General features: G+C 72.3%; 19 protein-coding genes and 1 pseudogene. 8 read left to right on the forward strand and 12 right to left on the reverse strand.

Going from position 1 to position 20,968, the window contains the following annotated elements:
- Positions 1 to 104 precede the first annotated feature (104 nt).
- A pseudogene (locus ACIRJP_RS12240) lies at positions 105 to 549 on the reverse strand (LysR family transcriptional regulator); the annotation flags it as partial.
- A 99-nt stretch (positions 550 to 648) separates the two neighbouring features.
- Here ACIRJP_RS12240 and ACIRJP_RS12245 point away from each other — a divergent pair.
- Both ACIRJP_RS12245 and ACIRJP_RS12250 read left to right on the forward strand, forming a co-directional pair.
- Entirely contained in the window at positions 649 to 813 is a 165-nt protein-coding gene (locus ACIRJP_RS12245) for a hypothetical protein (RefSeq protein ID WP_404171741.1), read from the forward strand.
- A gap of 64 nt (positions 814 to 877) precedes the next feature.
- Positions 878 to 5,566 (forward strand): HEAT repeat domain-containing protein, encoded by a 4,689-nt coding sequence (locus tag ACIRJP_RS12250; RefSeq protein ID WP_404171744.1) that lies wholly within the window; start codon positions 878 to 880, stop codon positions 5,564 to 5,566.
- Here the strand turns inward: ACIRJP_RS12250 and ACIRJP_RS12255 are convergent.
- Both ACIRJP_RS12255 and ACIRJP_RS12260 read right to left on the reverse strand, forming a co-directional pair.
- Positions 5,550 to 6,764, reverse strand: coding sequence for an acyl-CoA dehydrogenase family protein (locus ACIRJP_RS12255; protein ID WP_404171747.1), 1,215 nt, complete (start codon positions 6,762 to 6,764; stop codon positions 5,550 to 5,552). The genes ACIRJP_RS12250 and ACIRJP_RS12255 overlap by 17 nt on opposite strands.
- Positions 6,765 to 6,773: 9 nt before the next feature.
- Positions 6,774 to 7,796 (reverse strand): phosphotransferase family protein, encoded by a 1,023-nt coding sequence (locus ACIRJP_RS12260; RefSeq protein WP_404171750.1) that lies wholly within the window; start codon positions 7,794 to 7,796, stop codon positions 6,774 to 6,776.
- A 178-nt stretch (positions 7,797 to 7,974) separates the two neighbouring features.
- On the opposite strand from ACIRJP_RS12260, the gene ACIRJP_RS12265 reads away from it, so the two are divergent.
- A complete protein-coding gene (locus ACIRJP_RS12265; RefSeq protein ID WP_404171753.1) occupies positions 7,975 to 9,264 on the forward strand; it encodes a glucarate dehydratase family protein in 1,290 nt (429 codons plus the stop codon).
- A 65-nt stretch (positions 9,265 to 9,329) separates the two neighbouring features.
- The gene (locus ACIRJP_RS12270; protein ID WP_404171757.1) at positions 9,330 to 10,274 is read left to right on the forward strand and encodes an NADP-dependent oxidoreductase; all 945 of its coding nucleotides are present in this window, start codon (positions 9,330 to 9,332) and stop codon (positions 10,272 to 10,274) included.
- 30 nt (positions 10,275 to 10,304) lie between these two features.
- Here ACIRJP_RS12270 and ACIRJP_RS12275 read toward each other — a convergent pair whose 3' ends face one another.
- From ACIRJP_RS12275 to ACIRJP_RS12300, 6 genes are all read right to left on the reverse strand, one after another.
- Complete coding sequence (locus tag ACIRJP_RS12275; RefSeq protein WP_376415889.1) at positions 10,305 to 10,616, reverse strand: DUF202 domain-containing protein; 312 nt, start codon at positions 10,614 to 10,616, stop codon at positions 10,305 to 10,307.
- On the reverse strand, positions 10,613 to 11,008 hold the full coding sequence (locus ACIRJP_RS12280) for a YidH family protein (protein ID WP_404171760.1): 396 nt from the start codon (positions 11,006 to 11,008) through the stop codon (positions 10,613 to 10,615). Before ACIRJP_RS12280 ends, ACIRJP_RS12275 begins: the two co-directional genes overlap by 4 nt.
- Positions 11,009 to 11,059: 51 nt before the next feature.
- Positions 11,060 to 11,584, reverse strand: coding sequence for an NUDIX domain-containing protein (locus ACIRJP_RS12285; protein ID WP_404171763.1), 525 nt, complete (start codon positions 11,582 to 11,584; stop codon positions 11,060 to 11,062).
- Between the two features lie 33 nt (positions 11,585 to 11,617).
- Positions 11,618 to 12,391, reverse strand: coding sequence for a glucose 1-dehydrogenase (locus ACIRJP_RS12290; protein WP_404171766.1), 774 nt, complete (start codon positions 12,389 to 12,391; stop codon positions 11,618 to 11,620).
- A 43-nt stretch (positions 12,392 to 12,434) separates the two neighbouring features.
- Positions 12,435 to 13,064 carry a TetR/AcrR family transcriptional regulator gene (locus ACIRJP_RS12295; protein ID WP_404171769.1) on the reverse strand — a complete coding sequence of 210 codons (630 nt, stop codon included), beginning with the start codon at positions 13,062 to 13,064 and terminating at the stop codon, positions 12,435 to 12,437.
- Positions 13,065 to 13,130: 66 nt separating this feature from the next.
- Complete coding sequence (locus tag ACIRJP_RS12300; RefSeq protein WP_383714311.1) at positions 13,131 to 14,024, reverse strand: DMT family transporter; 894 nt, start codon at positions 14,022 to 14,024, stop codon at positions 13,131 to 13,133.
- Positions 14,025 to 14,234: 210 nt separating this feature from the next.
- Between ACIRJP_RS12300 and ACIRJP_RS12305 the strand changes: the two genes are divergently transcribed.
- The gene (locus ACIRJP_RS12305) at positions 14,235 to 15,890 is read left to right on the forward strand and encodes an FAD-binding dehydrogenase (RefSeq protein ID WP_404171772.1); all 1,656 of its coding nucleotides are present in this window, start codon (positions 14,235 to 14,237) and stop codon (positions 15,888 to 15,890) included.
- Between the two features lie 358 nt (positions 15,891 to 16,248).
- Here the strand turns inward: ACIRJP_RS12305 and ACIRJP_RS12310 are convergent, their stop codons facing one another.
- The gene (locus ACIRJP_RS12310) at positions 16,249 to 16,698 is read right to left on the reverse strand and encodes an ASCH domain-containing protein (protein WP_404171774.1); all 450 of its coding nucleotides are present in this window, start codon (positions 16,696 to 16,698) and stop codon (positions 16,249 to 16,251) included.
- 215 nt (positions 16,699 to 16,913) lie between these two features.
- Here ACIRJP_RS12310 and ACIRJP_RS12315 point away from each other — a divergent pair, with 215 nt between their 5' ends.
- Complete coding sequence (locus ACIRJP_RS12315) at positions 16,914 to 17,579, forward strand: molybdopterin-dependent oxidoreductase (RefSeq protein WP_404172277.1); 666 nt, start codon at positions 16,914 to 16,916, stop codon at positions 17,577 to 17,579.
- A complete protein-coding gene (locus tag ACIRJP_RS12320) occupies positions 17,521 to 18,198 on the forward strand; it encodes a cytochrome b/b6 domain-containing protein (protein WP_404171777.1) in 678 nt (225 codons plus the stop codon). Before ACIRJP_RS12315 ends, ACIRJP_RS12320 begins: the two co-directional genes overlap by 59 nt.
- Here the strand turns inward: ACIRJP_RS12320 and ACIRJP_RS12325 are convergent.
- Positions 18,187 to 19,584 (reverse strand): GntP family permease, encoded by a 1,398-nt coding sequence (locus ACIRJP_RS12325; RefSeq protein WP_404171780.1) that lies wholly within the window; start codon positions 19,582 to 19,584, stop codon positions 18,187 to 18,189. The two genes, ACIRJP_RS12320 and ACIRJP_RS12325, sit on opposite strands and share 12 nt — an antisense overlap.
- A gap of 11 nt (positions 19,585 to 19,595) precedes the next feature.
- Positions 19,596 to 20,105: a gluconokinase gene (locus tag ACIRJP_RS12330; RefSeq protein ID WP_404171783.1), complete on the reverse strand. Its 510-nt coding sequence runs from the start codon at positions 20,103 to 20,105 to the stop codon at positions 19,596 to 19,598.
- A 144-nt stretch (positions 20,106 to 20,249) separates the two neighbouring features.
- Here ACIRJP_RS12330 and ACIRJP_RS12335 point away from each other — a divergent pair, with 144 nt between their 5' ends.
- A complete protein-coding gene (locus ACIRJP_RS12335) occupies positions 20,250 to 20,951 on the forward strand; it encodes a FadR/GntR family transcriptional regulator (RefSeq protein WP_404171786.1) in 702 nt (233 codons plus the stop codon).
- Positions 20,952 to 20,968: the final 17 nt, after the last annotated feature.

Genomic DNA, 20,968 nt, shown 5'->3' on the forward strand with positions numbered 1-20,968 from the left:
TGGAAGCCTCAAGAACTCCCATCATCGCAGGTCACAAGGCACTTCCTCGTTTCCCGAAGAGCCATCCACGGCCGTCACATCGGTGGATCAAGGCTTAGGGCCCGTCAGCCGGTCGCTCCGGGCGGGCCCGTCAGCCGGTCGAGCAGTGCCTCCGCCGCCGGGTTGCCCGGCCGGGGTGCCCGCCCCGCCAGGACCACGGTCCGGCCGGGCTCCGGCTGGCGGATGCTCACACACGGCAGCCCGGCATCCTCACCGATCCGCCGGGGCACGATCGCCACGCCGATCCCGGCCCTACGAGATCTGCACTCCGGGCCACCGCCGGTGGTACGAGGCCAGCTCGGCCGCCAGATCCACGCAGGTCAGCGTCTGGATGGTGCCGATCCTGACCCGGCCGGTCACCAGCCCCGCCACGGCCGCCACCGCGTGCCGTGCCGCCTCGGTCCCGGCGAGCACCGACCGGGCCGCCGGCAGCAGTGCCCGGCCCGCCTCGGTGAGGATCACCCGCCTGCCGGTCCGGTCGAACAGCGCGGCCCCCAGCTCCCGTTCGAGGGTGGCGGAGTTGGCGTAACTCCATCCATCTACGGTATCGATCCCAGTCAGCTGAACCATCTGTTGGACCGCTCCCGGATGCGGGCAGAAGCTGGACGTATGACTCATATCCAGTCGTCCGCACACGTCCCCGCGCTCTGGACCGCGGCGTACGGTCCACACCACGCGCCGGCCGTACGCCTCGCCGCCCGGTACCTGCTGCGGATCAGGGCCTTCGTCCGTGATCTGGCACTGGCGGACCACGTGGGGTCCGGCGGCTACTGAGCCGGCGGGCGCGCGGGCCGAAACCCGTTGGTGGGGCCGAAGAGCGCCCGGTTAGCATCCGACGATGCAGACGCCCGCCGAGGAACGGTTCCATGCCCTGGAGAGACTGATCGGGCACGAGGACCCCGGGCAGCGTCATCTCGGGCTGGTCCTGCTGACCGAGCGCCTCACCGACCGCCCTCCGTCCGACGACGGGGAGACGGACGCGCTCGCCGGGCTGCTGCCCGCAACACTGACCGGGCTGCCGGAGGCGGACCTCCTGCTGGCCGGGCTCTACGAACGGCTCGGCCACCGTCTCGTGGACCGTCCCCGTCCGCCGTGGCGCACGTCCGGGCAACTGCCGACGGTGGTACGGATCGCCTGGCTGCGCGCCGATGTGCTGCACGACCCCGGGGTACTCCGCGACGAGGCTCCGGGTGAACTCCTTTACCAGGCGGTACGGGGGGCGGGCATCGCCGGCACGCACCGGCCGGCGCGGCTCGTGGACGAGCTGGCGGGCAGCGGCGATCCGGTGCTCCGGGCCGAGGCGCTGCGGTTGGCCCGGGAGGGGCTGCACGCCGGACTGCTGGCCCCGGCGCTGGTCCGGGAGGCCCTGATCGGCCTGCTGGGCGCGGGCAGCGCCCCGGTCGTCGTCGGTGCGCTGGGCGAGCTCGCCGAACCGTGGGCGGCGACGGAACCGCTGCCGCCCGAAATCCTCGCCCCGTTCCTCGCCGCCGGTCCGGAGCGGGGAGGTCCGGAGCGGGCCGGGGCGGAGGAGCCGGCGGGGGGCCCGGTGCCGGTCCGGCCCGAGATGTCCGACGCCGCCCTCGCGGCCGCCGCGCGCCACGGCCACCGGGGCCTGCTGAGCCGGGTCGCCGACAACCACGGCCTACCGCCGGGCCTTCGCCGGCGCGGCATGGAACTGCTCGGTGACCTGGCGGAGCGCGACGACATCGGCGAGCTGACGGCCGTCGCCGCGCGCGATCCCCTGCTGCTGGGCGGACCGGCCGTGACCTGCCTGCGCGGACTCCACCGGCGCGGCCACTTCCCGGCCGGTCCGGACGTCCCCGCCGTCGTCGGCCTGGCCCTGGCCGACCACTCGATCCCGCCCCGCGACGTGGCGACGATCCTCTTCACCGCCCGCAAGGAGACGCTCCGGGTCCTGACGGACGTACCGGCCGACGATCCGGGCTGGACGCGACGGCTCGCCCTGCTGGTGGCCCTGGCCGGACAAGGGGCCGGCGACCTCCCGATCGGGGACGCGATCGCCCGCCTCCTGCCCGCCGCCCCCGCCCCCGGGCCGTTCCTCGACGCCATCCGCGAACTGCGCCACGCGGAAGCCGAAGAGGCCGTGATCGCCCTGCTGCCCACCGCCCCGGCCGCGGCCTTGGACACCCTGGAGGCGATCGGCGGGGACCGCACGGCCGAGGCACTGCGCGAAGGGCTGGGCCTCACCACGGGCGGGACGGCGCCCCATCTGAGACCCGTACGCCACCGCGCACTCGAACTGCTGTGGCTGCTGAACCGCGATTCGGAACTCCGCCACGAACTCCTCGCACGGCTGGACCCCGTGGATCTGCCGCCCCGCGTCGCCGCCGGTCTCGGCGGACCGGACGAGCGGGAACTGGCCCTGCTGAGCTCGCACCTGGACCCGGACGCGCCGGAGGCGGCGCTGTGCCGGCTGGCGGCCCACGGCGACGCCGGCACGCTCCCGGTCATCGCCGACCTGCTGCTGCGCATCGTGGCCGAGCAGGCCGCGGCGGGGGAGCCGGGCGCGGCCACCCGGACGGGCGAGTACGGACAGCCGGCCGGTGAGCCGGTGGTGCCGCAGGAGGTCCTGGACGCGGTGAGCGCCCTGGGGCGCAGACTCCACGGACGGGGCGCGATCCGGCCGGTCTGCCTGCTCGGCGCCACGGACGCGCGAGAAGCGGGCGACGCACTCGCCGCGACCATGGCACTGGACCTGCTGGAGAGGCCCGGACTGTCCGACGGCGAGCAGGCGATCCTGCTCGAACTGCTCATGCGGACCCCCTGGACGGGCACCCGTGCGAGGGTGCACCGGCTGCTGCGCCACCGTGACCGGCACGTACGTAAGCACGTCATCGCCCTCCTCGCCCGCGACGCCACCGGAGAGGACGCCCAGGCCCTGTCGGCGACGCTGATCACGCTGACCGCCGCGCCGGACATCCAGACCGTCCGGCAGGCGCTGCTCGCCCTCGGCCACGCCCGCGCCCACTGGGCGAGCGCCGCGATCGCCGCCTGCCTCGACCATCCGAACATGAACATCAGGAAGACGGCGGCCGAGGCGCTGGTCCGCGCGGGCACCCCGGCGGCGCTCCCGAAGCTCCTCTTCCGGCTCGGACACGACGGCAACCCGGGTCTGCGCGGCAGCCTCGTCGCGGCCCTGCACGCGGTCCTCGGTGACGCCTACGCGGCCACCCTCCTCGCCGCCGCCGAGCACAGCCTGGACGACGGCGCCCGTGAACTGCTGCTGGCGGGCCTCGACGCAACCCTCACCGCACGCTCGGTCCTCGCGCTGGAGGACCAGGCCTCACCGGTGGCGGCCACGCTGCTCTCGCTGGTGGCGTCCCGCCGGGTCCAACTGGCCTCCGGCACGGTGCGGGATCTGGCGTCGGCCCTGGCCAGGCACGGGATCACCGTCCCGGCCGCCGAGCAGCCGTCGTCGGCGGCCGAGGAGGTGGACCGTGACATCAGGGCACTGGCGGTTCGGGGCTGGGACCCGGAGGTCGCGCTGCGCCTCGCCGAACGGGACGGGCAGCTCCGCCACGACCAGGCGGAACAGCTCCGGCCGATGCTGGCCGAGTGGCTCCGGCTCGCCGGTCCCCGGCCGGGGACCGGAGGCGGGGAGACGCGGAACAAGGTGGTGCGGTTCGCGCTGCGGCTCTGCACCGGGCCCGGGGACGCGGGGCGGTTCGCGCTCCGGCTCCGCGACGAGCCCGGGGACGCGGAGCTCATGGTGTTCGCCCGGTCCGCCCCGGTCCTGCTGGACGCGCTCGCCGATGCCCGGGACGGCGACCGGCACGACCTGATCGCCCTGCTCGAAGCGGTCGCGCCGAAGCTGCCGGCCACCGGGCGGCCGGCAGCCGTCGCCGCTGTACGGGCACTGCGCCCCGCACCCGCGACGCCGAGCCGGTCCACGCTGACGCTGCTGCGCCGCCTCGGCGCGGTTCCGGTCCGCGCCGACCTCGACCGGGCCCTCGCGGACGCCAGGCTCGGCGCCGACCCCTGGCAGGCCGAGACCGCCGTGCTTCGTGAGGCCTTCGCCGTACCGGAGAAGGCGGCCACCGACGCCCCGCCCGCCGGGACCAGGGCCTGGCGGGCCGCGCTGGACGCGGCGGTCCGCACCCCGGGCACGCTGGAGGAGTTCCGCCGCAAGGACGACGGCGCGGTCCCCTCGCGGGACCGGCTGACCGCCCTGATCGAGGCCCACCGGGGTGCCGGCCCCGGGGTCCGGGCCGCACTGCTCGACTGGATGACGGCCCTTCAGCCCATCGACGCACCGCCCTGGACCATCACCGAGACCGCCCACGCGCCGGCCCCGCCACCACGGCAGGTACGCGTCGACGATCTCGACCAGCCCCGTTCGGCCGCCCTGCGGGAAAGGCTGCTGGCCATGCTGGGATCGGACAACGCGGACCGCAGACAGACCGCCGCCCTCGCGCTGGCGCGGTGGCCCGAACCGGAGGCCGGGCTGCCGGTGCTGCGCGCGTACCTCCGTGGCCGGATCGACCTGCCGGCCGGCCCCGGCGCCGACCTGGCCCGTGTGCTGGGCGCGATCGAGGGGACGGAGCTGCGGGGGGACGGCATCCTGCCCGACCGGGTGGCGCTCGTCGCCCGGCTCGATCCGTGGGAGCTGGAACGGCTGGTCCCGCTGCTGCTTGAGTGGTGGGAGCACGCCCCGCCCGCGGTGGCCCGGACCGTCGCCGACGCGCTGCGCACCTGCCCCGCCGATGTGCCGGCCGCAGCCCTGGAAGACCGCCTCGACGCCGGGGCCTGGGGCTTCCTGGATCTGCTCGTCGGCCGTCCGCTCCTGCGCACCCCCGCACTGACGCGGACCCGCCGACGCCTGTGCGCCGAAGGGCGCGATGAGCTCGCCGACCGGCTCCTGCTCGTCGAGGGTCCGCTGCGCGGGCCGGACGCGGAGCGGGAGGACGCGGCGGCACTGGCGGCGCTCCGTGACCGGAGCACTGAGGTACCGGCCGGAGCCGGGCGGCGCCCGACCCGGCAGGAGCTGCTGGACCTGGCCGTGACCGGGTCACCGGAGCAGATCTGCCGGGCGCTCACGGAACTGGCCGGGACACACACCGGACCGGAGCCGGACCGGGACCGCCGGCTCGTCGACCTGCTGGGCGAGTTGCTCACTCACCCCCGGTCCAAGGTCCGCCTCCGCGCCCATCGGACCTCGCGGACGATGCTCAGCCGGGGGATCCACCTGCGCCACACCGAGCTCCTCCTGGACGACCCGCGTCCGGACGTGGTGCGCATGGCGATCCGTACGCTCTGCCGGGCGGGCTGGGAGCCCGCGCTCCCCGCTGTGACGGGACTGCTCGGACACCCGCACGCCGTCGTGCGCGGGACGGCGGCCGAAGCGCTCGCCGAACTGGGCGGGGCGGCGGTCCCCGCCCTCCGCAAGGCCGCCGCCCACGCCCGGCCCGACCGGCGCTCCCGCTACACGGACGTACTGGACCGGCTCAGGGCCGAGGAGGACCAAGGCCTGCCCTCAGAACCCGGCCGCCCTACACGTAACGCTTGATCTCCCGCCGGGCCAGCGAGCGCTGATGCACCTCGTCCGGGCCGTCCGCCAGCCGCAACGTCCGTGCCGCCGCCCACAGTTCGGCCAGCGGGAAGTCCTGGCTCACCCCGCCCGCGCCGTGCAGCTGCACCGCCCGGTCGAGGATGTCGACCACCGCGCGCGGGGTTGCGATCTTGATGGCCTGGATCTCCGTGTGCGCGCCCCGGTTGCCCACCGTGTCCATCAGCCACGCGGTCTTCAGCACCAGCAGCCGCACCTGCTCCACCGTGACCCGCGCGTCCGCGATCCAGTTCTGCACGACGCCCTGCTGGGCGAGCGGCTTGCCGAAGGCCGTACGGGCCACCGCCCGCCTGCACATCAGCTCGATGGCCCGCTCGGCCATCCCGATCAGCCGCATGCAGTGGTGGATCCGGCCCGGTCCCAGCCGCGCCTGGGCGATGGCGAAGCCGCCGCCCTCCTCCCCGATCAGGTTCTCGGCGGGTACCCGTACATCGGTGAACACGACCTCCGCGTGACCGCCGTGGTAATGGTCCTCGTACCCGTACACCTGCATGGCGCGCCGCACTTCGAGGCCGGGGGTGTCGCGGGGGACCAGGATCATCGACTGCTGACGGCGGACATCGGCGCTCTCGGGGTCGGTCTTGCCCATCACGATGAAGATCTCGCAGTCCGGGTTCATCGCCCCGGAGATGTACCACTTGCGGCCGTTGATGACGTAGTCACCGCCGTCGCGCACGATCCGGGTCTCGATGTTCGTCGCGTCGGAGGAGGCGACCTCGGGCTCCGTCATCGCGAAGGCCGAGCGGATCTCACCGGCGAGCAACGGCTCCAGCCACCGCTTCTTCTGCTCTTCGGTGGCGAACTGGAAGAGCACCTCCATGTTCCCGGTGTCCGGGGCCGCGCAGTTGAGGGCTGTCGGCGCCAACTGCGGGGAACGGCCGGTGATCTCGGCGAGCGGCGCGTACTGGAGGTTCGTCAGCCCGGCCCCGTACTCCGCGTCCGGCAGGAAGAGGTTCCACAGGCCCTGCCTGCGCGCCTCCGCCTTCAGGTCCTCGACCACCTGCGGGGTGTCCCACGGGGAGGCCAGCAGTGCGCGCTGCTCGTCCGCGGTCTTCTCGGCCGGGTAGACGTACTCGTCCATGAAGGCGAGCAGCTTGCCGCGCAGCTCTTCGGTGCGGGCGTCGAATGCGAAGTCCATGAGGGGTGATCAGCCTTCCTGGAGGGTGGTGAGGCCGTGCTCGATGAAGACGGGGACGAGGTCGCCGATGCGGTCGAAGCCGGCGCCGACGGTCTGGCCCAGGGTGTAGCGGTAGTGGATGCCCTCCAGGATCACGGCGAGTTTGAACCAGGCGAACGCCGTGTACCAGGAGATGGCGGAGGTGTCCCGGCCGGAGCGGGCGGCATAGCGCTCGATCAGTTCGGCGGGGGAGGGGTGGCCCGCCGCGCCGCTGGTGGTGGAGACCGGCGAATCGGCCAGACCGAGGTCGCAGCTGTACATCACCAGCAGGCCGAGGTCGGTCAGCGGGTCGCCGAGCGTCGACATCTCCCAGTCGAGGACGGCCTTGATCCGGTCGTCGGAGCCGATCAGGACGTTGTCCAGCCGGTAGTCACCGTGCACGACGGTGGGCGCCGGGGAGACGGGCAGCTCGCGCCCGAGCGCGGCGTGCAGTTCGTCGATGCCGGGCAGCTCGCGGTCGCATGAGGCGTCCAGCTGCTTGCCCCAGCGACGCAGCTGCCGGTCGAGGAAGCCGTCGGGCCGCCCGAAGTCGCCGAGCCCGACCGACTCCGGGTCCACGGCGTGCAGCGCGATCAGGGTGTCGACGAGCCCGAGAACCGCCTCCCGGGTGCGCTCGGCGCCCAGCGGGGCGAGCTGCCCGGCGGTGCGGAACGGGGTGCCCTCGACGTACTCCATGACGTAGAAGGGCGCCCCGGTCACCGAGTCGTCCTCGCAGAGCAGCACCGGCTCGGGCACCGGGACGGCCGTCGGGTGCAGCGCGCTGATCACCCGGTGCTCGCGCTTCATGTCGTGCGCGGTGGCCAGCACATGGCCCAGCGGGGGCCTGCGGACGACCCAGCGGCCGGTGCCGTCCGTGACGATGTACGTCAGGTTCGACCGGCCGCCCTCGATGATCCGGGCTTCCAGCGGTCCGCTCACCAGGCCCGGCCGCTCGCGGTCGAGATGTCCGCGCAGCCGGTCGAGGTCGAGACCTGGCGGGTGGACTGAGCTCATCGTGCGCACCTCCGGGGGTGAAAGACGGACGGAGACCATCATGCCGACCAGTCGGTATGTCGTCCAGTACGCGCCCGGAATCCATGGGGCGCACTCGCGCCCGGATCCTTGGGGCGGCCTCGGTTCCGACTTGGTCCGGAGCCTGGTGTTCGGTCGTATCTCTGAATAAGGTTCACGTATGAATACAGAGCTGCTGATCGACGAAGTCCGGCTGACCCCGATCCTGATTGCCGACCCACCGTTGCTCAACACTCAGGGTGTCCACCAGCCCTACACGCCGCGGCTGGTCGTGGAGGTCGTCACCCGAGGCGGAGTCACCGGCATCGGCGAGACGTACGGGGACGGCAAGTACCTCGAACTCGCCCGGCCGCTCGCCACCGCGCTCGCCGGACGCCCGGTCAGCGATCTGAACGGTCTGTTCGCTCTGGCCGACGAGGTGTGCGGTGATTCACGCGCGGCCGACGACCGGGTCGACGCGGGCGGACTGCGCGGCGTCCAGACCGCCGACAAGCTCCGGCTCTCCGTGGTCTCCGGCTTCGAGGTCGCCTGCCTGGACGCGCTGGGCAAGTCCCTCGGCCTGCCCGTGCACGCGCTGCTCGGCGGAAAGGTCCGCGACAGCGTCGAGTACAGCGCCTATCTCTTCTACCGCTGGGGCGCCCACCCCCAGGGAGGCGAGAAGGACGACTGGGGCGCCGCCCTGGACCCGGCCGGCGTCGTCGCCCAGGCCCGGCGGTTCGCCCGTGAGTACGGCTTCTCCTCCTTCAAGCTCAAGGGCGGGGTCTTCGAACCCGACCGGGAGATCGCCGCGATCCGCGCCCTCGCCGAGGAGTTCCCCGGGCAGCCGCTGCGCCTGGACCCCAACGGCGCATGGTCGGCCGGGACCTCGCTGTACGTCGCCGAACAGCTGAAGGACGTACTCGAATACCTGGAGGACCCGGCGAGCGGCACGGAGCTGATGGCCGAGGTCGCCGCCGGTACCGACGTACCGCTGGCCACCAACATGTGCGTGACCACCCTCGCGGAGGTGCCGGAGGCCTTCGCCCGGGGCGCCGTGCAGGTGGTCCTCTCCGACCACCACTACTGGGGCGGGCTGCACCGGACCCGCGAACTGGCCGGGATCTGCCGCACCTTCGGCGTCGGACTCTCCATGCACTCCAACACCCACCTCGGCATCAGCCTCGCCGCGATGACCCATGTCGCGGCCACCGTGCCCAACCTCGACTACGCCTGCGACAGCCACTACCCCTGGCAGACCGAGGACGTCATCACCGCCCGCCACGTCTTTCGCGACGGCCGGCTCACCGTGTCCGACGCGCCCGGCCTCGGTCTCGAACTCGACCGCGAACGCCTGGCCGCCCTGCACCGGCGCTGGCTCGACGACGACGGCGCGATGCGCGAGCGCGACGACGCGGCCGCGATGCGCAAGGCCGAGCCGGAGTGGGAGACGCCGACGATCCCGCGCTGGTGAGCGGCGCCTCGCCCGGGGCGGCGGCCTGACTTGCGGGTGTCCCGACCCGCACCGATGGTCGGTGCATGAAGGCGATCAGCTACAACGGGTACGGCGGGGCCGACGTCCTGGAGTACGGCGAGCGGCCCGACCCCAGGGTCGGCCCGGACACCGTCCTGGTGAAGGTACGGGCCGCGGCCGTCAACCCGGTCGACTGGAAGGCCCGCGAGGGCTACCTCGACGCCGCCCTGCAGGCCGTGTTCCCGGTGATCCCGGGCTGGGACGTGTCCGGTGTCGTCGTGCAGCCCGGCGCGGCCGTCGACGAGTTCGCGGTCGGCGACGAGGTCATCGGCTATGTGCGGGAGGACTTCCTCTCCCGCGGCACCTTCGCCGAATACGTCGCCGCACCCGTGCGCACCCTCGCCCGCAAGCCGCTGAGCCTCGGCTTCGAGGAGGCGGCCGGCCTGCCGCTGGCCGGTCTAACCGCCTACCAGGTCCTGCACCGCACCCTACGGATCCGCGAGGGCGACACGGTGCTCGTCCACGCGGCGGCCGGCGGCGTGGGCTCGTTCGCCGTCCAGCTCGCCCGGCACGCCGGCGCCCGCGTCATCGGTACCGCGAGCGAGCGCAACCACGACCACGTCCGGCAGCTCGGCGGCGAACCGGTGGCCTACGGGGACGGTCTCGCCGACCGGCTGCGGGCCCTGGCCCCGGACGGCATCGACGCCGCGTTCGACACCGTCGGCTCAGAGGCGCTCCGGGTCTCCGCCGAAGTGCTGAAGCCCCAGGGCCGCCTGGCCTCCATCGCGGACGGCGAGGTCCTCGCGTACGGCGGCCACTACGCCTACGTACGCCCGGACGCGGCCGACCTCACCCATCTGGCCGAACTGGCCGAGCAGGGCATCGTCTCGGTCCATGTGGAGCGGGTCTTCCCGCTGGAACAGGCGGCGGACGCCCACCGGCTCAGCGAGCAGGGGCACACCCGCGGAAAGATCGTCGTCACCGTCCCCTGGGAGGTCCCGGACCTCTGACGCCCCCTGACCGCCCCCTGTGACCGGTCCTCAGAACAGCATGGCCACGGCGAACACCGCGAGCGCCACCGTGCACGCCGCCGCCGTCAGCGCACCGCGCGCCGACAGCGGTCGCGGCCGGGCCGTCCCCATCCCGAGCACCCGCAGATGCGCCACCCGCAGGAAGCCCAGCCAGGCCAGCGCGCTCAGCGAAACCGCCACGACGGCGGCCGGGCCCACCCCTCCGTGCAGCGCCTGCTTGACCGCCAGCAGCGCCACCACCGTGCACGACAGTGTCGTACGCCGCCAGGCCAGCCGGGTCCGCTCGGGCTGAAGGCCGGGGTCGCGGTCCACGGAGGTCACCGGCCCTCCCAGCCGAAGAGGACCACCACCACCATCGCCACGGCGACGACCCCGACGGCCAGTGCGAGCAGCGTCGGGAACCGCGATACCGGCAGGTCCTCGCCGCGCCGCATCGCCCGCTCGCACCGCACCCAGTGGTTGACCGCCCGCAGTGCGCAGAACACACCGGCCGCCAGCAGCGCGAGCGCCAGACCGGCGCGGATCCCCCACGCCAGCTCCGGCAGGAACTGGTCGACCGCGAACCCGCCGCCGATCAGCGCCAGAGCCGTCCGGATCCAGGCGAGGAAGGTGCGCTCGTTGGCGAGCGAGAACCGGTAGTCGGGGGTGTCGCCCTCTTCGCGGATCCGCTGCGGCGCGAACCACAGCCGCAGGCTCTGTACTAATTCGTTCACGTGTGAACCTTATCTGCCGCGTTGCCGCTCCACCGGTGTCCGCCGTCCGGCTCAGGAGGCCGCCGCCCCGCCCGCCCGGAAGGCGCGCAGCCGGTGGTACGCCTCCACGCCGTCCGGGACCCACTCCCAGTCGCCGATCCGCCGCGCCAGCTCGTCATCGGTGAGGAAGGCGTACCAGTCGACCTCCTCCACCTGCGGGTTCACCGGCAGCTCGCACCGTACCTGGTAGACGTACGACCACCAGGAATGCTCGGGGGTCTCGTACAGGAACTTGAAGAGCGGCTCCGGCCGGGGAAGCCCGGACACCCCCAGCTCCTCCTCGGCCTCCCGCAGTGCCGCCTCGTCGTACGACTCACCGGCGCCGACCACCCCGCCGACGAACATGTCGTAGTGGGACGGGAAGACCAGCTTGCCCGGGGTCCTGCGGTGGACGAAGAGCCGGCCCTCAGCGTCCCGGACCTCGATGAAGGCACAGCGATGGCGAAGGCCCCGCGCGGTGGCCTCACCGCGCGGGGCCTGCCCCACGACCACGTCGTTCTCGTCGACGATGTCCAGGATCTCGTCAGAAGGAGTCATGCCCCTCATCCAACAGCAGACCGCTGTGGATGATCACTGACCCATGACGTACTTGACGGTCGGGCCGGTGGTCCAGCCGCCGTCCACGGCCAGCTCGGCACCGGTGATGTACGAGGCGGCGTCCGAGAGCAGGAAGGTGACCGCCTCCGCGATCTCCGATGCCTCGCCGACCCGGCCCATCGGGGTGTTCGGGTAGTTGCCCTCGCCCTGCTGGATGCCGACGGACGCGGTCATCGGCGTGTAGACCATGCCCGGGTGCACCGAGTTCACCCGGATCCTCGCCGTGCCCAGCTCCACGGCGCCGACCTTCGTCAGACCGCGTACGCCCCACTTCGAGGCGCCGTAGCTGGAGGTCAGGGCGAGACCCATCAGACCGGCGGCCGAGGAGATGTTGACGATCGAACCGCCGCCGTTCTCCTTCATCACCGGGATCACCGTCTTCATGCCGATGAAGACGGCCGTCAGGTTGATGTCGATGACCTTGCGGAAGTGCTCGACGCTCTCGCTCTCCAGTATCTGGCCGGTGGATACGCCGGCGTTGTTGACCAGGCCGTCGATCCGCCCGAACTCGGCGACGGCGAACTCCGCGACCTGCTGCCAGCCCTCCTCGGAGGTCACGTCGTGGTGCATGAAGCGGGCCTTCGCCCCCAGCTCCGCGGCGGTGGCGGCGCCCTCCTCGTCGAGCACATCGGTGATCACCACATTGGCGCCGCCGGCCACCGCGAGGCGGGCGGCCTCGGCGCCCAGGCCCCGGGCACCGCCGGTGATGATGACGGTCTTGTCGGTGAGGTTGCTCTTGCCGGTCATGTCGCTTCCTTCATGCGGTACAGATGCCAAGTGGTGCGGTCGGTCACGCGTTGCCCGGCGTGGGGGCGCACAGGAACGCGGTGGTGGTCTCGACGAGATCGGCGAGGAAGAGCTCGTCGCCGGTCAGCGATTCGATGCCGTCGAGACGCTGATGGGCGCGGTCGGCCAGCGCCGCGCCGATCAGGGTGAGCGCCAGGTCGAGGCGCTCCAGGCGTACGGGGCCGGGCAGCTCGTCCAGTCGCTCCCCCATGCGGCCGATCAGCCGTCCGTAGGCGGTGCCGTCCAGGGCGGGGTGCAGCCGGCCGGTCCGCAGCCCGGTCTCATGGGTGAGCCGGGCCGAGATCCGCAGGCAGCGGCGGCCCCGGTCGTCGGCGAGCAGGCTCGCCTCGGCCGCGATCAGCGCGGCGAGCAGCTCCCGTACGCCGCAGTCCTCGCCCAGCCCGTCGAGCAGGGGGGCCAGCACCTGTTCGGTACGGGCCTGGCGGCCCGCCATCACGGCGTCGAGCAGCCCGGCCCGGGAACCGAAGTGGTACTGGACCGCGGAAGGGTTGTTCTGCCCGGCCAGCCGGACGATGTCCCGCAGCTGGGCGCCGTCGGTGCCCTGCGCCGCGAAGACCTCCTCGGCCGCGTGGATCAGCTTCTCCCTGGTCTCCTGACCGGATGTTCGCGCCATGGAGCCCACTGTAATGCTGGGCATTATTAAAAACCAGTGAGGGCACCGCCCCCGCCCGGACTTCGCTCAGTTCGGCTGGAGGCTCTTCTCGCGGCGCCCGCCCACCGGCCCCTCCGGCATCGCCGGATGCAGCCCGAGCAGCACGATCCCGACCACGATCGCCACGAGGCCGACCGCCTGCCAGGCCAGCGCGCCGGCGTCGGTACGCAGCTGGTCGCCGAGGAAACCGACCCCGCAAGCGATCCCGGCCAGTGGCTGGGCGGCGGTCAGCGGCGGCAGCGAGACCCGGAGCGGGCCCGTCTCGAAGGCGCTCTGCACCAGCACCAGCCCGGTCACCCCCAGCACCACCACCGCGTACGGCTGCCACCCCGTCACCAGTGTCGCCAACCCCTCGTCGGAAAGCCGCTGGCCGCTGACCCGGGTGAGCGCGTCCTGCAGTCCGTACAGCAGCCCGGCCGCCACCGCGAGCAGTGCCGGGGCGGCCCCGGACTCGGAGCGTCTGGCGAAGGCGGTGAGCAGCAGTGCGGTGCCCACGACGACGCCGATCACCAGCCAGTGCCGCAGCGGGCTGGTCACCGCCTGGCCGCCCTGCGGCTGGCCCGCCAGCAGGAAGGCGGTGACCCCGCCGGCCAGCAGCCAGAGACCGGCCCAGCCCTGATGGCCGAGCCGCTGACCGGTGCGATGGCGGGACAGGACCATCGCGAAGAACAGATTGGTCGCGAGGAGGGGTTCGACGACGGACACCTCGCCCTTGCCCAGGGCCAGGGCGCCCAGCACCATGCCGCAGACCATCAGTCCGATCCCGGCCAGCCAGCTCGGCACCCGCATCAGGTCCAGCAGCAGCCGGGGCGAGAGGTAGTCGCTCCTCGGGGCGTGCGAGGCGGCGGCCTGCTGCAGGACGAAGCCGAATCCCAGGCAGCAGGCGGCGCTCACGGCGAGAACGAGGACCAGCACCGACACGCTTCTACCTCAAGTCAGGCCAGAAGTGGGTGATTTGTCTCGACCATAACGCCTCGGTCCCAGGGGTGCGGCCGGAGCGCCGCCGACCGGGCGGTTGACGTCGCGGCGGCCGGTGCCGAAGATCTGACGCACGAGTAACTTCAGGCGCCGCGACGGTGCCGGAGCCGGACCCGTGGCTGTGACCGGATCACCCCGACAAGGATGGAACCCATGGCGTACGACGCTGATGTGATCGTGATCGGGGCAGGGCTCGCCGGCCTGGTGGCCACCGCCGAGCTGGTCGACGCGGGCCGCTCGGTGATCCTGCTCGACCAGGAGCCCGAGCAGTCGATCGGCGGCCAGGCGCACTGGTCCTTCGGCGGCCTCTTCCTCGTCGACTCGCCCGAGCAGCGTCGGATGCGGGTCAAGGACAGCCATGAGCTCGCCCTCCAGGACTGGCTCGGCACGGCGGGCTTCGACCGCGAGGAGGACCACTGGCCGCGGAAGTGGGCCGAGGCGTACGTCGACTTCGCGGCCGGTGAGAAGCGCTCCTGGCTGCACGCCCAGGGACTGCGGATCTTCCCCGTCGTCGGCTGGGCCGAGCGCGGCGGCTACGACGCGAACGGCCACGGCAACTCCGTACCCCGCTTCCACATCACCTGGGGCACCGGCCCCGGCGTCGTCGCCCCCTTCGAGCGCCGGGTCCGCGCGGGCGTTGCCAAGGGCCTCGTACGGTTCTGCTTCCGCCACCGGGTCACCGGCCTCGGCCGCACCGCGGGCGCCGTCGACACGGTGACCGGCGAGGTGCTGGAGCCGAGCGCGGCGGCCCGGGGCACCGCGAGCAGCAGGGTGGCCACCGGCACGTTCGAGCTGCGGGCCCAGGCGGTGATCGTCACCTCCGGCGGCATCGGCGGCAACCACGACCTCGTGCGCAAGCAGTGGCCCGCACGGCTGGGCACCCCGCCCGCGAAGATGCTCTCCGGTGTCCCCGCCCATGTCGACGGGCTGATGCTCGGCATCGCGGAGGAGGCCGGCGCCCACCACATCAACCGCGACCGGATGTGGCACTACACCGAGGGCATCGAGAACTGGAACCCGATCTGGGCCAAGCACGGGATCCGGATCCTGCCCGGACCGTCCTCGCTCTGGCTGGACGCCACCGGCAAGCGCCTTCCGGTCCCGCTCTTCCCGGGCTTCGACACCCTGGGCACCCTCGAACACATCATGAGGTCCGGCCACGACCACACCTGGTTCGTCCTCGACAAGAAGATCATCGGCAAGGAGTTCGCGCTCTCCGGCTCCGAGCAGAACCCGGACCTCACCGGAAAGTCGATCCGCGATGTCATAGGCCGGGCCCGCGCCGACGTTCCGGCCCCCGTGAAGGCGTTCATGGACAACGGCGCGGACTTCGTCGTCGAGAAGGACCTCTCCGCACTCGTCCGGGGTATGAACGCGCTCACCGGTGAGCCGCTGATCGACGAGGCCGAACTGCGCCGCGAGATCACCGCACGCGACCGCGAGGTCGCCAACCCCTTCACCAAGGACCTCCAGATCACCGCGATCCGCGGGGCCCGCGCCTACCTCGGCGACAAACTGATCCGCACCGCCGCGCCGCACCGCATCCTCGACCCCGAGGCCGGCCCGCTGATCGCCGTACGGCTGAACATCCTGACCCGCAAGTCGCTCGGCGGCCTGGAGACGGACCTGTCCTCCCGCGTGCTGACCGAGGACGGCACCCCGCTGGACGGTGTGTACGCGGCGGGGGAGGCGGCCGGCTTCGGCGGCGGCGGGGTGCATGGCTACCGGTCGCTGGAAGGGACCTTCCTCGGCGGCTGCATCTTCTCCGGCCGCGCGGCCGGCCGCGCGGCGGCGAAGGCGGTCGGCTAGGAGGGCAGGTCGAGCCGATGGCGCGTCTCGGGGCTGCCTGCGGCGCGGTACAGGACTCGGTCGGTGGCGCTGCCCGCGACGAGGTCCTGCGTGGTCCGCCCGGTCCGGGGCGGGGGATCCGGATCTCCCGCAGCACTGGAACGAACTGGGTGCAGTCGGCCCGCTGCCCCGGCGTGACGATCAGGGAGAACGGACGACAGCAGCCGTCCGCGCTCAGGTGGATCCTGCTGGTGAAGCCGCCGCGCGAGCGGCCCGGGCCTTCGCCTCCCGCACCACCTCCACCAGCCGGCCGGCGAGGCTCCGCCATGGCGTTCAAGCCCGGCACCGCCGTGGTTCAGCGGTCGGCCGGATGGCCTGCCTACCGCTCCTCCGCCCCCACGACGGGGTCCAGCAGCTCGACGACCCGGAACCGTTCGGCGACCACCATGGTGTCGTCGTCGACGGTGAAATCCGGGTCGCCGAGCGCCTCCCGCATCTCCTCGCCGTGCCAGAACCTCTCGTGCCCCGCACGCCACTGGGCGACCGAGGTGTCGCCCTCGCCCTCGTCGATCACATGCTGGAGGCCGACGTCTCCCAGACGCAGCACCCGCACCTCCGTCACCTCCAGCACCGCGGTCTCCCGGCCGTCCGAGTCGATCAGCGCGGAGCGCTCACCCACCGGAGGCAGCTCCTCCTTCTCCGCCTCGTACTCCGCGAGCAGCCCGGTCGTCGAGACCTTCGTACCGGCGAGCACCGCCCCCACCAGCTGATCGCGCAGCGGTCCGGGGAAGGCGAGCAGAAACGGCTTGAGGGGTTCACGGTTCGACATGGCGACAAGTCTGACATGCCCCTGGAACGCGGCGCCGGGCCGAGCGCCGGGCAGGGTCGGCCAACTCCGCGCAAGGCGGGCGAAGTTGGCCGCGGCTCCGGGCGGGCGGCACCCGGCCCCTGGCGACCGGCGGCCGCAACTGGTCGAATGGCCGGGTGAACAGTCGCCCTCCCGATGCCGAAGGCACCCCTCTGGGCCGCCGCCTGGTCCTGGCCATGCTCGGCCTGGGCGCCGCCGGGGTCGTCGCCGCGCCCGTGCTGCAACGCACGCTGGAATCCGGTCTCGGCGCGGTCGCCGACAAGGACCCCACCGGCCTGACCGGGCTGCTGCCCAACGGCGGCGGCTTCCGCTACTACTCCGTCACCTCCTCCGTGCCGGAGAAGAGCGCGGACGACTACCGGCTGACCGTGGACGGCCTGGTCGAGCGCCCGGCCACATACACCCTGGACGGCCTGAAGGCCCTGCCGCAGACCCGCATGGTCCGTGACGTCCAGTGCGTCACCGGCTGGCGGGTGCCAGGGACGCCCTTCGAAGGGGTCCGGCTCTCCACGCTGCTGGACGCGGCGGGGGTACGGCCCGGGGCGAAGGCCGTCCGCTTCACCTGCTTCGACGGCGCCTACAGCGAGAGCCTCACCCTCGCCCAGGCCCGCCGCGCCGACGTACTGGTCGCGCTGCGCCTGCGGGACAGCCCGCTGAGCCACGCGCACGGCGGGCCGGTCCGGCTCTACGTGGCCCCGATGTACTTCTACAAGTCGGCGAAATGGCTCTCCGGGATCACCGTCACCGACTCCGTGCGACCCGGCTACTGGGAGGAGCTCGGCTATGACGTCGACGCCTGGGTCGGCCGGTCCAACGGCCGCGACGACGCCCCCACCGTCTGACCGCGTCCAGCGCTTCACCCGTGCGGAGCGCTGGGTGCACCGGACCACGGCGGCGCTGATGCTGGTGTGCGTGGCGGGTGCGGCCTGTCTGTACGTGCCCCAGCTCGCCGAGCTCGTCGGCCGCCGCCGTCTGGTGGTCACCGTGCACGAGTGGTCCGGGGTGCTGACCCCGGTGCCCGTCCTGGCCGGCCTGCTGTCCCGGGCGCTGCGGGCAGACCTGTCCCGGCTCAACCGCTTCGGGCCGCACGACCGGCAGTGGCTGCGGGCGGTGCGCCGCCGCGACCACCGGCCGCAATCCCGGCCGGCCGGGAAGTTCAACGCCGGACAGAAGCTGTACGCGGCATGGATCGCCGGCGCGACGCTGGTGATGGCCGGCACCGGCGTACTGATGTGGTTCACCGGCCTCGCCCCGCTGCCGTGGCGCACCGGCGCGACCTTCGTCCACGACTGGCTGGCGCTCGCGGTCGGCATCGTGCTGGCAGGGCACATGGCAATGGCGCTCGCCGACCCGGAGGCACGCCGTGGCATGCGCACCGGGTCGGTCGAGCGCCATTGGGCACGGTCACAGCATGCGCTGTGGGGGGAGGACCGTGCGGGCGGCCGCGCGCTAGAGGACTAGCGACAGCAGCAGGATGAAGGCCAGCGAGACCACGGAGATGATCGTCTCCATCACCGACCAGGTCTTCACCGTCTGTCCGACGTCCATGCCGAAGTATTCCTTCACCAGCCAGAATCCGGCGTCATTGACGTGGCTGAAGAAGAGCGAGCCCGCGCCGACGGCGAGGACCAGCAGGGCGGCGTGGGACGTCGACATGTCGGCGGCCAGCGGGGCGACCAGCCCGGCCGCCGAGATGGTGGCCACGGTCGCCGAACCGGTCGCCAGCCGGATCGCGACGGCGATCAGCCAGCCCAGCAGGAGCGCCGGGATCGACCAGTCCTTGGAGAAGTCCAGGATCATCTGGCCCACGCCGGCGTCGATCAGGGTCTGCTTGAAACCGCCGCCCGCGCCCACGATCAGCAGCACACCGGCGATCGGGGCCAGCGACTTCTCGACGGTGGTGGAGAGCCGGCCCTTGGAGAACCCGGCCGCCCGGCCCAGCGTGAACATGCCGACTATGACGGCCGCGAGCAGCGCGATCAGCGGCGAGCCGATCACATCGGTGACCTTCTGCAGGCCCTGCTCCGGGTCGTCCACCACGATGTCGACCAGGGCCTTGACCAGCATCAGCACGACCGGCAGCAGGATCGTCGCGAGAGTGGCGCCGAAGCTGGGACGACGGTCCAGGTCCTCAGAAGGACGCTGCGGAACCATCTTCTCCGGAGCCTTGATGTCCACCCAGCGCGCGGCGTAGCGGGAGAAGAGCGGCCCGGCGATGATCACGGTCGGGATCGCGACCAGCACACCCAGCGCCAGCGTGACCCCGAGGTTGGCGCCGAGGGCGTCGATCGCCACCAGCGGGCCGGGGTGCGGCGGGATCAAGCCGTGCATCACGGAGAGCCCGGCCAGCGCCGGGATACCGATCCGCATCAGGGAGAAGTTGCCGCGCTTGGCGACGAGCAGCACCACCGGGATCAGCAGCACGATGCCGACCTCGAAGAAGAGCGGCAGACCGATGATCGAGGCGATCAGGACCATCGCCCACGGCATGGAGCGCCTGCTCGCCTTGGCCAGGATGGTGTCGACGATCTGGTCCGCGCCGCCGGAGTCGGCCAGCAGCTTGCCCAGGATCGCGCCGAGCGCGATCAGCACACCGACGCTCGCGACGGTCGAGCCCAGGCCGGCGGTGAAGCTGGCGATCGTCTTGGCCGGAGCGGCACCGGCGAACGAGCCGAGCGCCAGCGAGCCGATGGTCAGCGCGAGGAACGCGTGCATCTTGAACTTGGTGATGAGCAGAACGATGACGGCGATGCCCGCCAGAACGGCTATGCCCAACTGCGCGTTGCCTGCCGAAGTGATCGGTTCGACGGCGTCCGCTGCCAACATCTCGACACTGAGACTGGTCACGGTGGTGATCCTTAGTTTTCGAGCCGGCGCAACGCGGCGACGGCTCGTTCGGTGATTTCTTCAGGGGTGCCGGACACGTCGACCGAGACACCGGCCTCGTCCTCCTGCAGCGGCTGCAGGGTGGCGAACTGCGAGTCGAGCAGCGCGGTGGGCATGAAGTGCCCCTTGCGCTCCGCCATGCGCCGCTCGATCAGAGCCCGGTCGCCGGTCAGATGGAGGAAGACCGCACCGGGGGCCTCGGCGCGCAGCCGATCCCGGTAGGCCCGCTTGAGCGCCGAGCTGCTCACCACTCCGCCGAGCCCGGCCCGGCCGTGCGCCCACCGGCCGATCGCGTCGAGCCAGGGCCACCGGTCGGAGTCGTCCAGCGGGATACCGGCCGACATCTTGGCGATGTTCGCCGCGGGATGGAAGTCATCGCCCTCTGCGTACGGAACGCCGAGTCCGGCGGCGAGCAGGGGGCCGATCGTGGTCTTGCCGGTCCCTGCTACGCCCATCACCACGACGACGTGGGGGGTGCTCATTGGTGGTGCCTCGCAGTCTTGTTCGACGTCTTCCTCGACATCGGTCCGTCGCGCTACTGAAACCTATACATACGACTTATTCAAGATTCTGTGACGTAAACGTCGTACTTTTTGTTCCTGAAGGGTGCCCCGTAGGCTGTGCTCATGACCACACAGGGCGCCGGGCTGCATACATATGTGCTGGACACCCTGGGTCTGGAGATCGCCGCCGGGGCGCACCCGCCGGGACAGGTGCTGCGCACCGACGAGCTGGCCCAGCGCTTCGACGTCTCGCGCACCGTCGTACGGGAAGTGATCCGCGTCCTGGAGTCCATGCACCTGGTCGAGTCCCGGCGCCGGGTCGGCGTGACGGTGCGGCCGACCGAGGCGTGGAACGTCTACGATCCGCAGGTCATCCGGTGGCGGCTGGCCGGCGCCGACCGCCCGCGCCAGCTGCGTTCCCTGACCGTGCTGCGCTCGGCGATCGAACCGGTCGCGGCCGGCCTCGCCGCCCGCAACGCCACCCCGGAGCAGTGCGCGGCCCTCACCGAGTGTGCGCTCGGCATGGTCGCCACCTCGCGCGGCCAGCAGCTGGAGGGCTATCTGGAGCACGACATCGCGTTCCACCGGATCGTGCTCAACGCCTCCGGCAACGAGATGTTCGCGAGGCTCGGCGACGTCGTCGCCGAGGTCCTGGCGGGCCGCACCCATCACCAGGTGATGTTCGAGGACCCCGACCCGGCCGCGGTCACCCTCCACGTCCGGCTCGCCGAGGCGGTGCGCGAGGGTGACGCCGTGGAGGCGGAGCGGCTGACGAAGGAGATCGCGGTGGGCGCCCTGCACGAGCTGGACGTACTCGCCCCCTGAGCCACGGCTCCCCCGGA

The organism is Streptomyces sp. NPDC102437, assembly GCF_044765565.1.
GTDB lineage: Bacteria > Actinomycetota > Actinomycetes > Streptomycetales > Streptomycetaceae > Streptomyces.

Bases quoted from the DNA above. Each gene is read 5' to 3' on its own strand.
- ACIRJP_RS12245 (WP_404171741.1), top strand. From the start codon at position 649: ATGACTCATATCCAGTCGTCCGCACACGTCCCCGCGCTCTGGACCGCG.
- ACIRJP_RS12260 (WP_404171750.1), bottom strand. From the start codon at position 7,796: ATGAGCTCAGTCCACCCGCCAGGTCTCGACCTCGACCGGCTGCGCGGA.
- ACIRJP_RS12250 (WP_404171744.1), top strand. From the start codon at position 878: ATGCAGACGCCCGCCGAGGAACGGTTCCATGCCCTGGAGAGACTGATC.
- ACIRJP_RS12330 (WP_404171783.1), bottom strand. From the start codon at position 20,105: ATGAGCACCCCCCACGTCGTCGTGGTGATGGGCGTAGCAGGGACCGGC.
- ACIRJP_RS12255 (WP_404171747.1), bottom strand. From the start codon at position 6,764: ATGGACTTCGCATTCGACGCCCGCACCGAAGAGCTGCGCGGCAAGCTG.
- ACIRJP_RS12335 (WP_404171786.1), top strand. From the start codon at position 20,250: ATGACCACACAGGGCGCCGGGCTGCATACATATGTGCTGGACACCCTG.
- ACIRJP_RS12320 (WP_404171777.1), top strand. From the start codon at position 17,521: ATGACGTCGACGCCTGGGTCGGCCGGTCCAACGGCCGCGACGACGCCC.
- ACIRJP_RS12305 (WP_404171772.1), top strand. From the start codon at position 14,235: ATGGCGTACGACGCTGATGTGATCGTGATCGGGGCAGGGCTCGCCGGC.
- ACIRJP_RS12285 (WP_404171763.1), bottom strand. From the start codon at position 11,584: ATGACTCCTTCTGACGAGATCCTGGACATCGTCGACGAGAACGACGTG.
- ACIRJP_RS12315 (WP_404172277.1), top strand. From the start codon at position 16,914: ATGCTCGGCCTGGGCGCCGCCGGGGTCGTCGCCGCGCCCGTGCTGCAA.
- ACIRJP_RS12310 (WP_404171774.1), bottom strand. From the start codon at position 16,698: ATGTCGAACCGTGAACCCCTCAAGCCGTTTCTGCTCGCCTTCCCCGGA.
- ACIRJP_RS12295 (WP_404171769.1), bottom strand. From the start codon at position 13,064: ATGGCGCGAACATCCGGTCAGGAGACCAGGGAGAAGCTGATCCACGCG.
- ACIRJP_RS12290 (WP_404171766.1), bottom strand. From the start codon at position 12,391: ATGACCGGCAAGAGCAACCTCACCGACAAGACCGTCATCATCACCGGC.
- ACIRJP_RS12265 (WP_404171753.1), top strand. From the start codon at position 7,975: ATGAATACAGAGCTGCTGATCGACGAAGTCCGGCTGACCCCGATCCTG.
- ACIRJP_RS12270 (WP_404171757.1), top strand. From the start codon at position 9,330: ATGAAGGCGATCAGCTACAACGGGTACGGCGGGGCCGACGTCCTGGAG.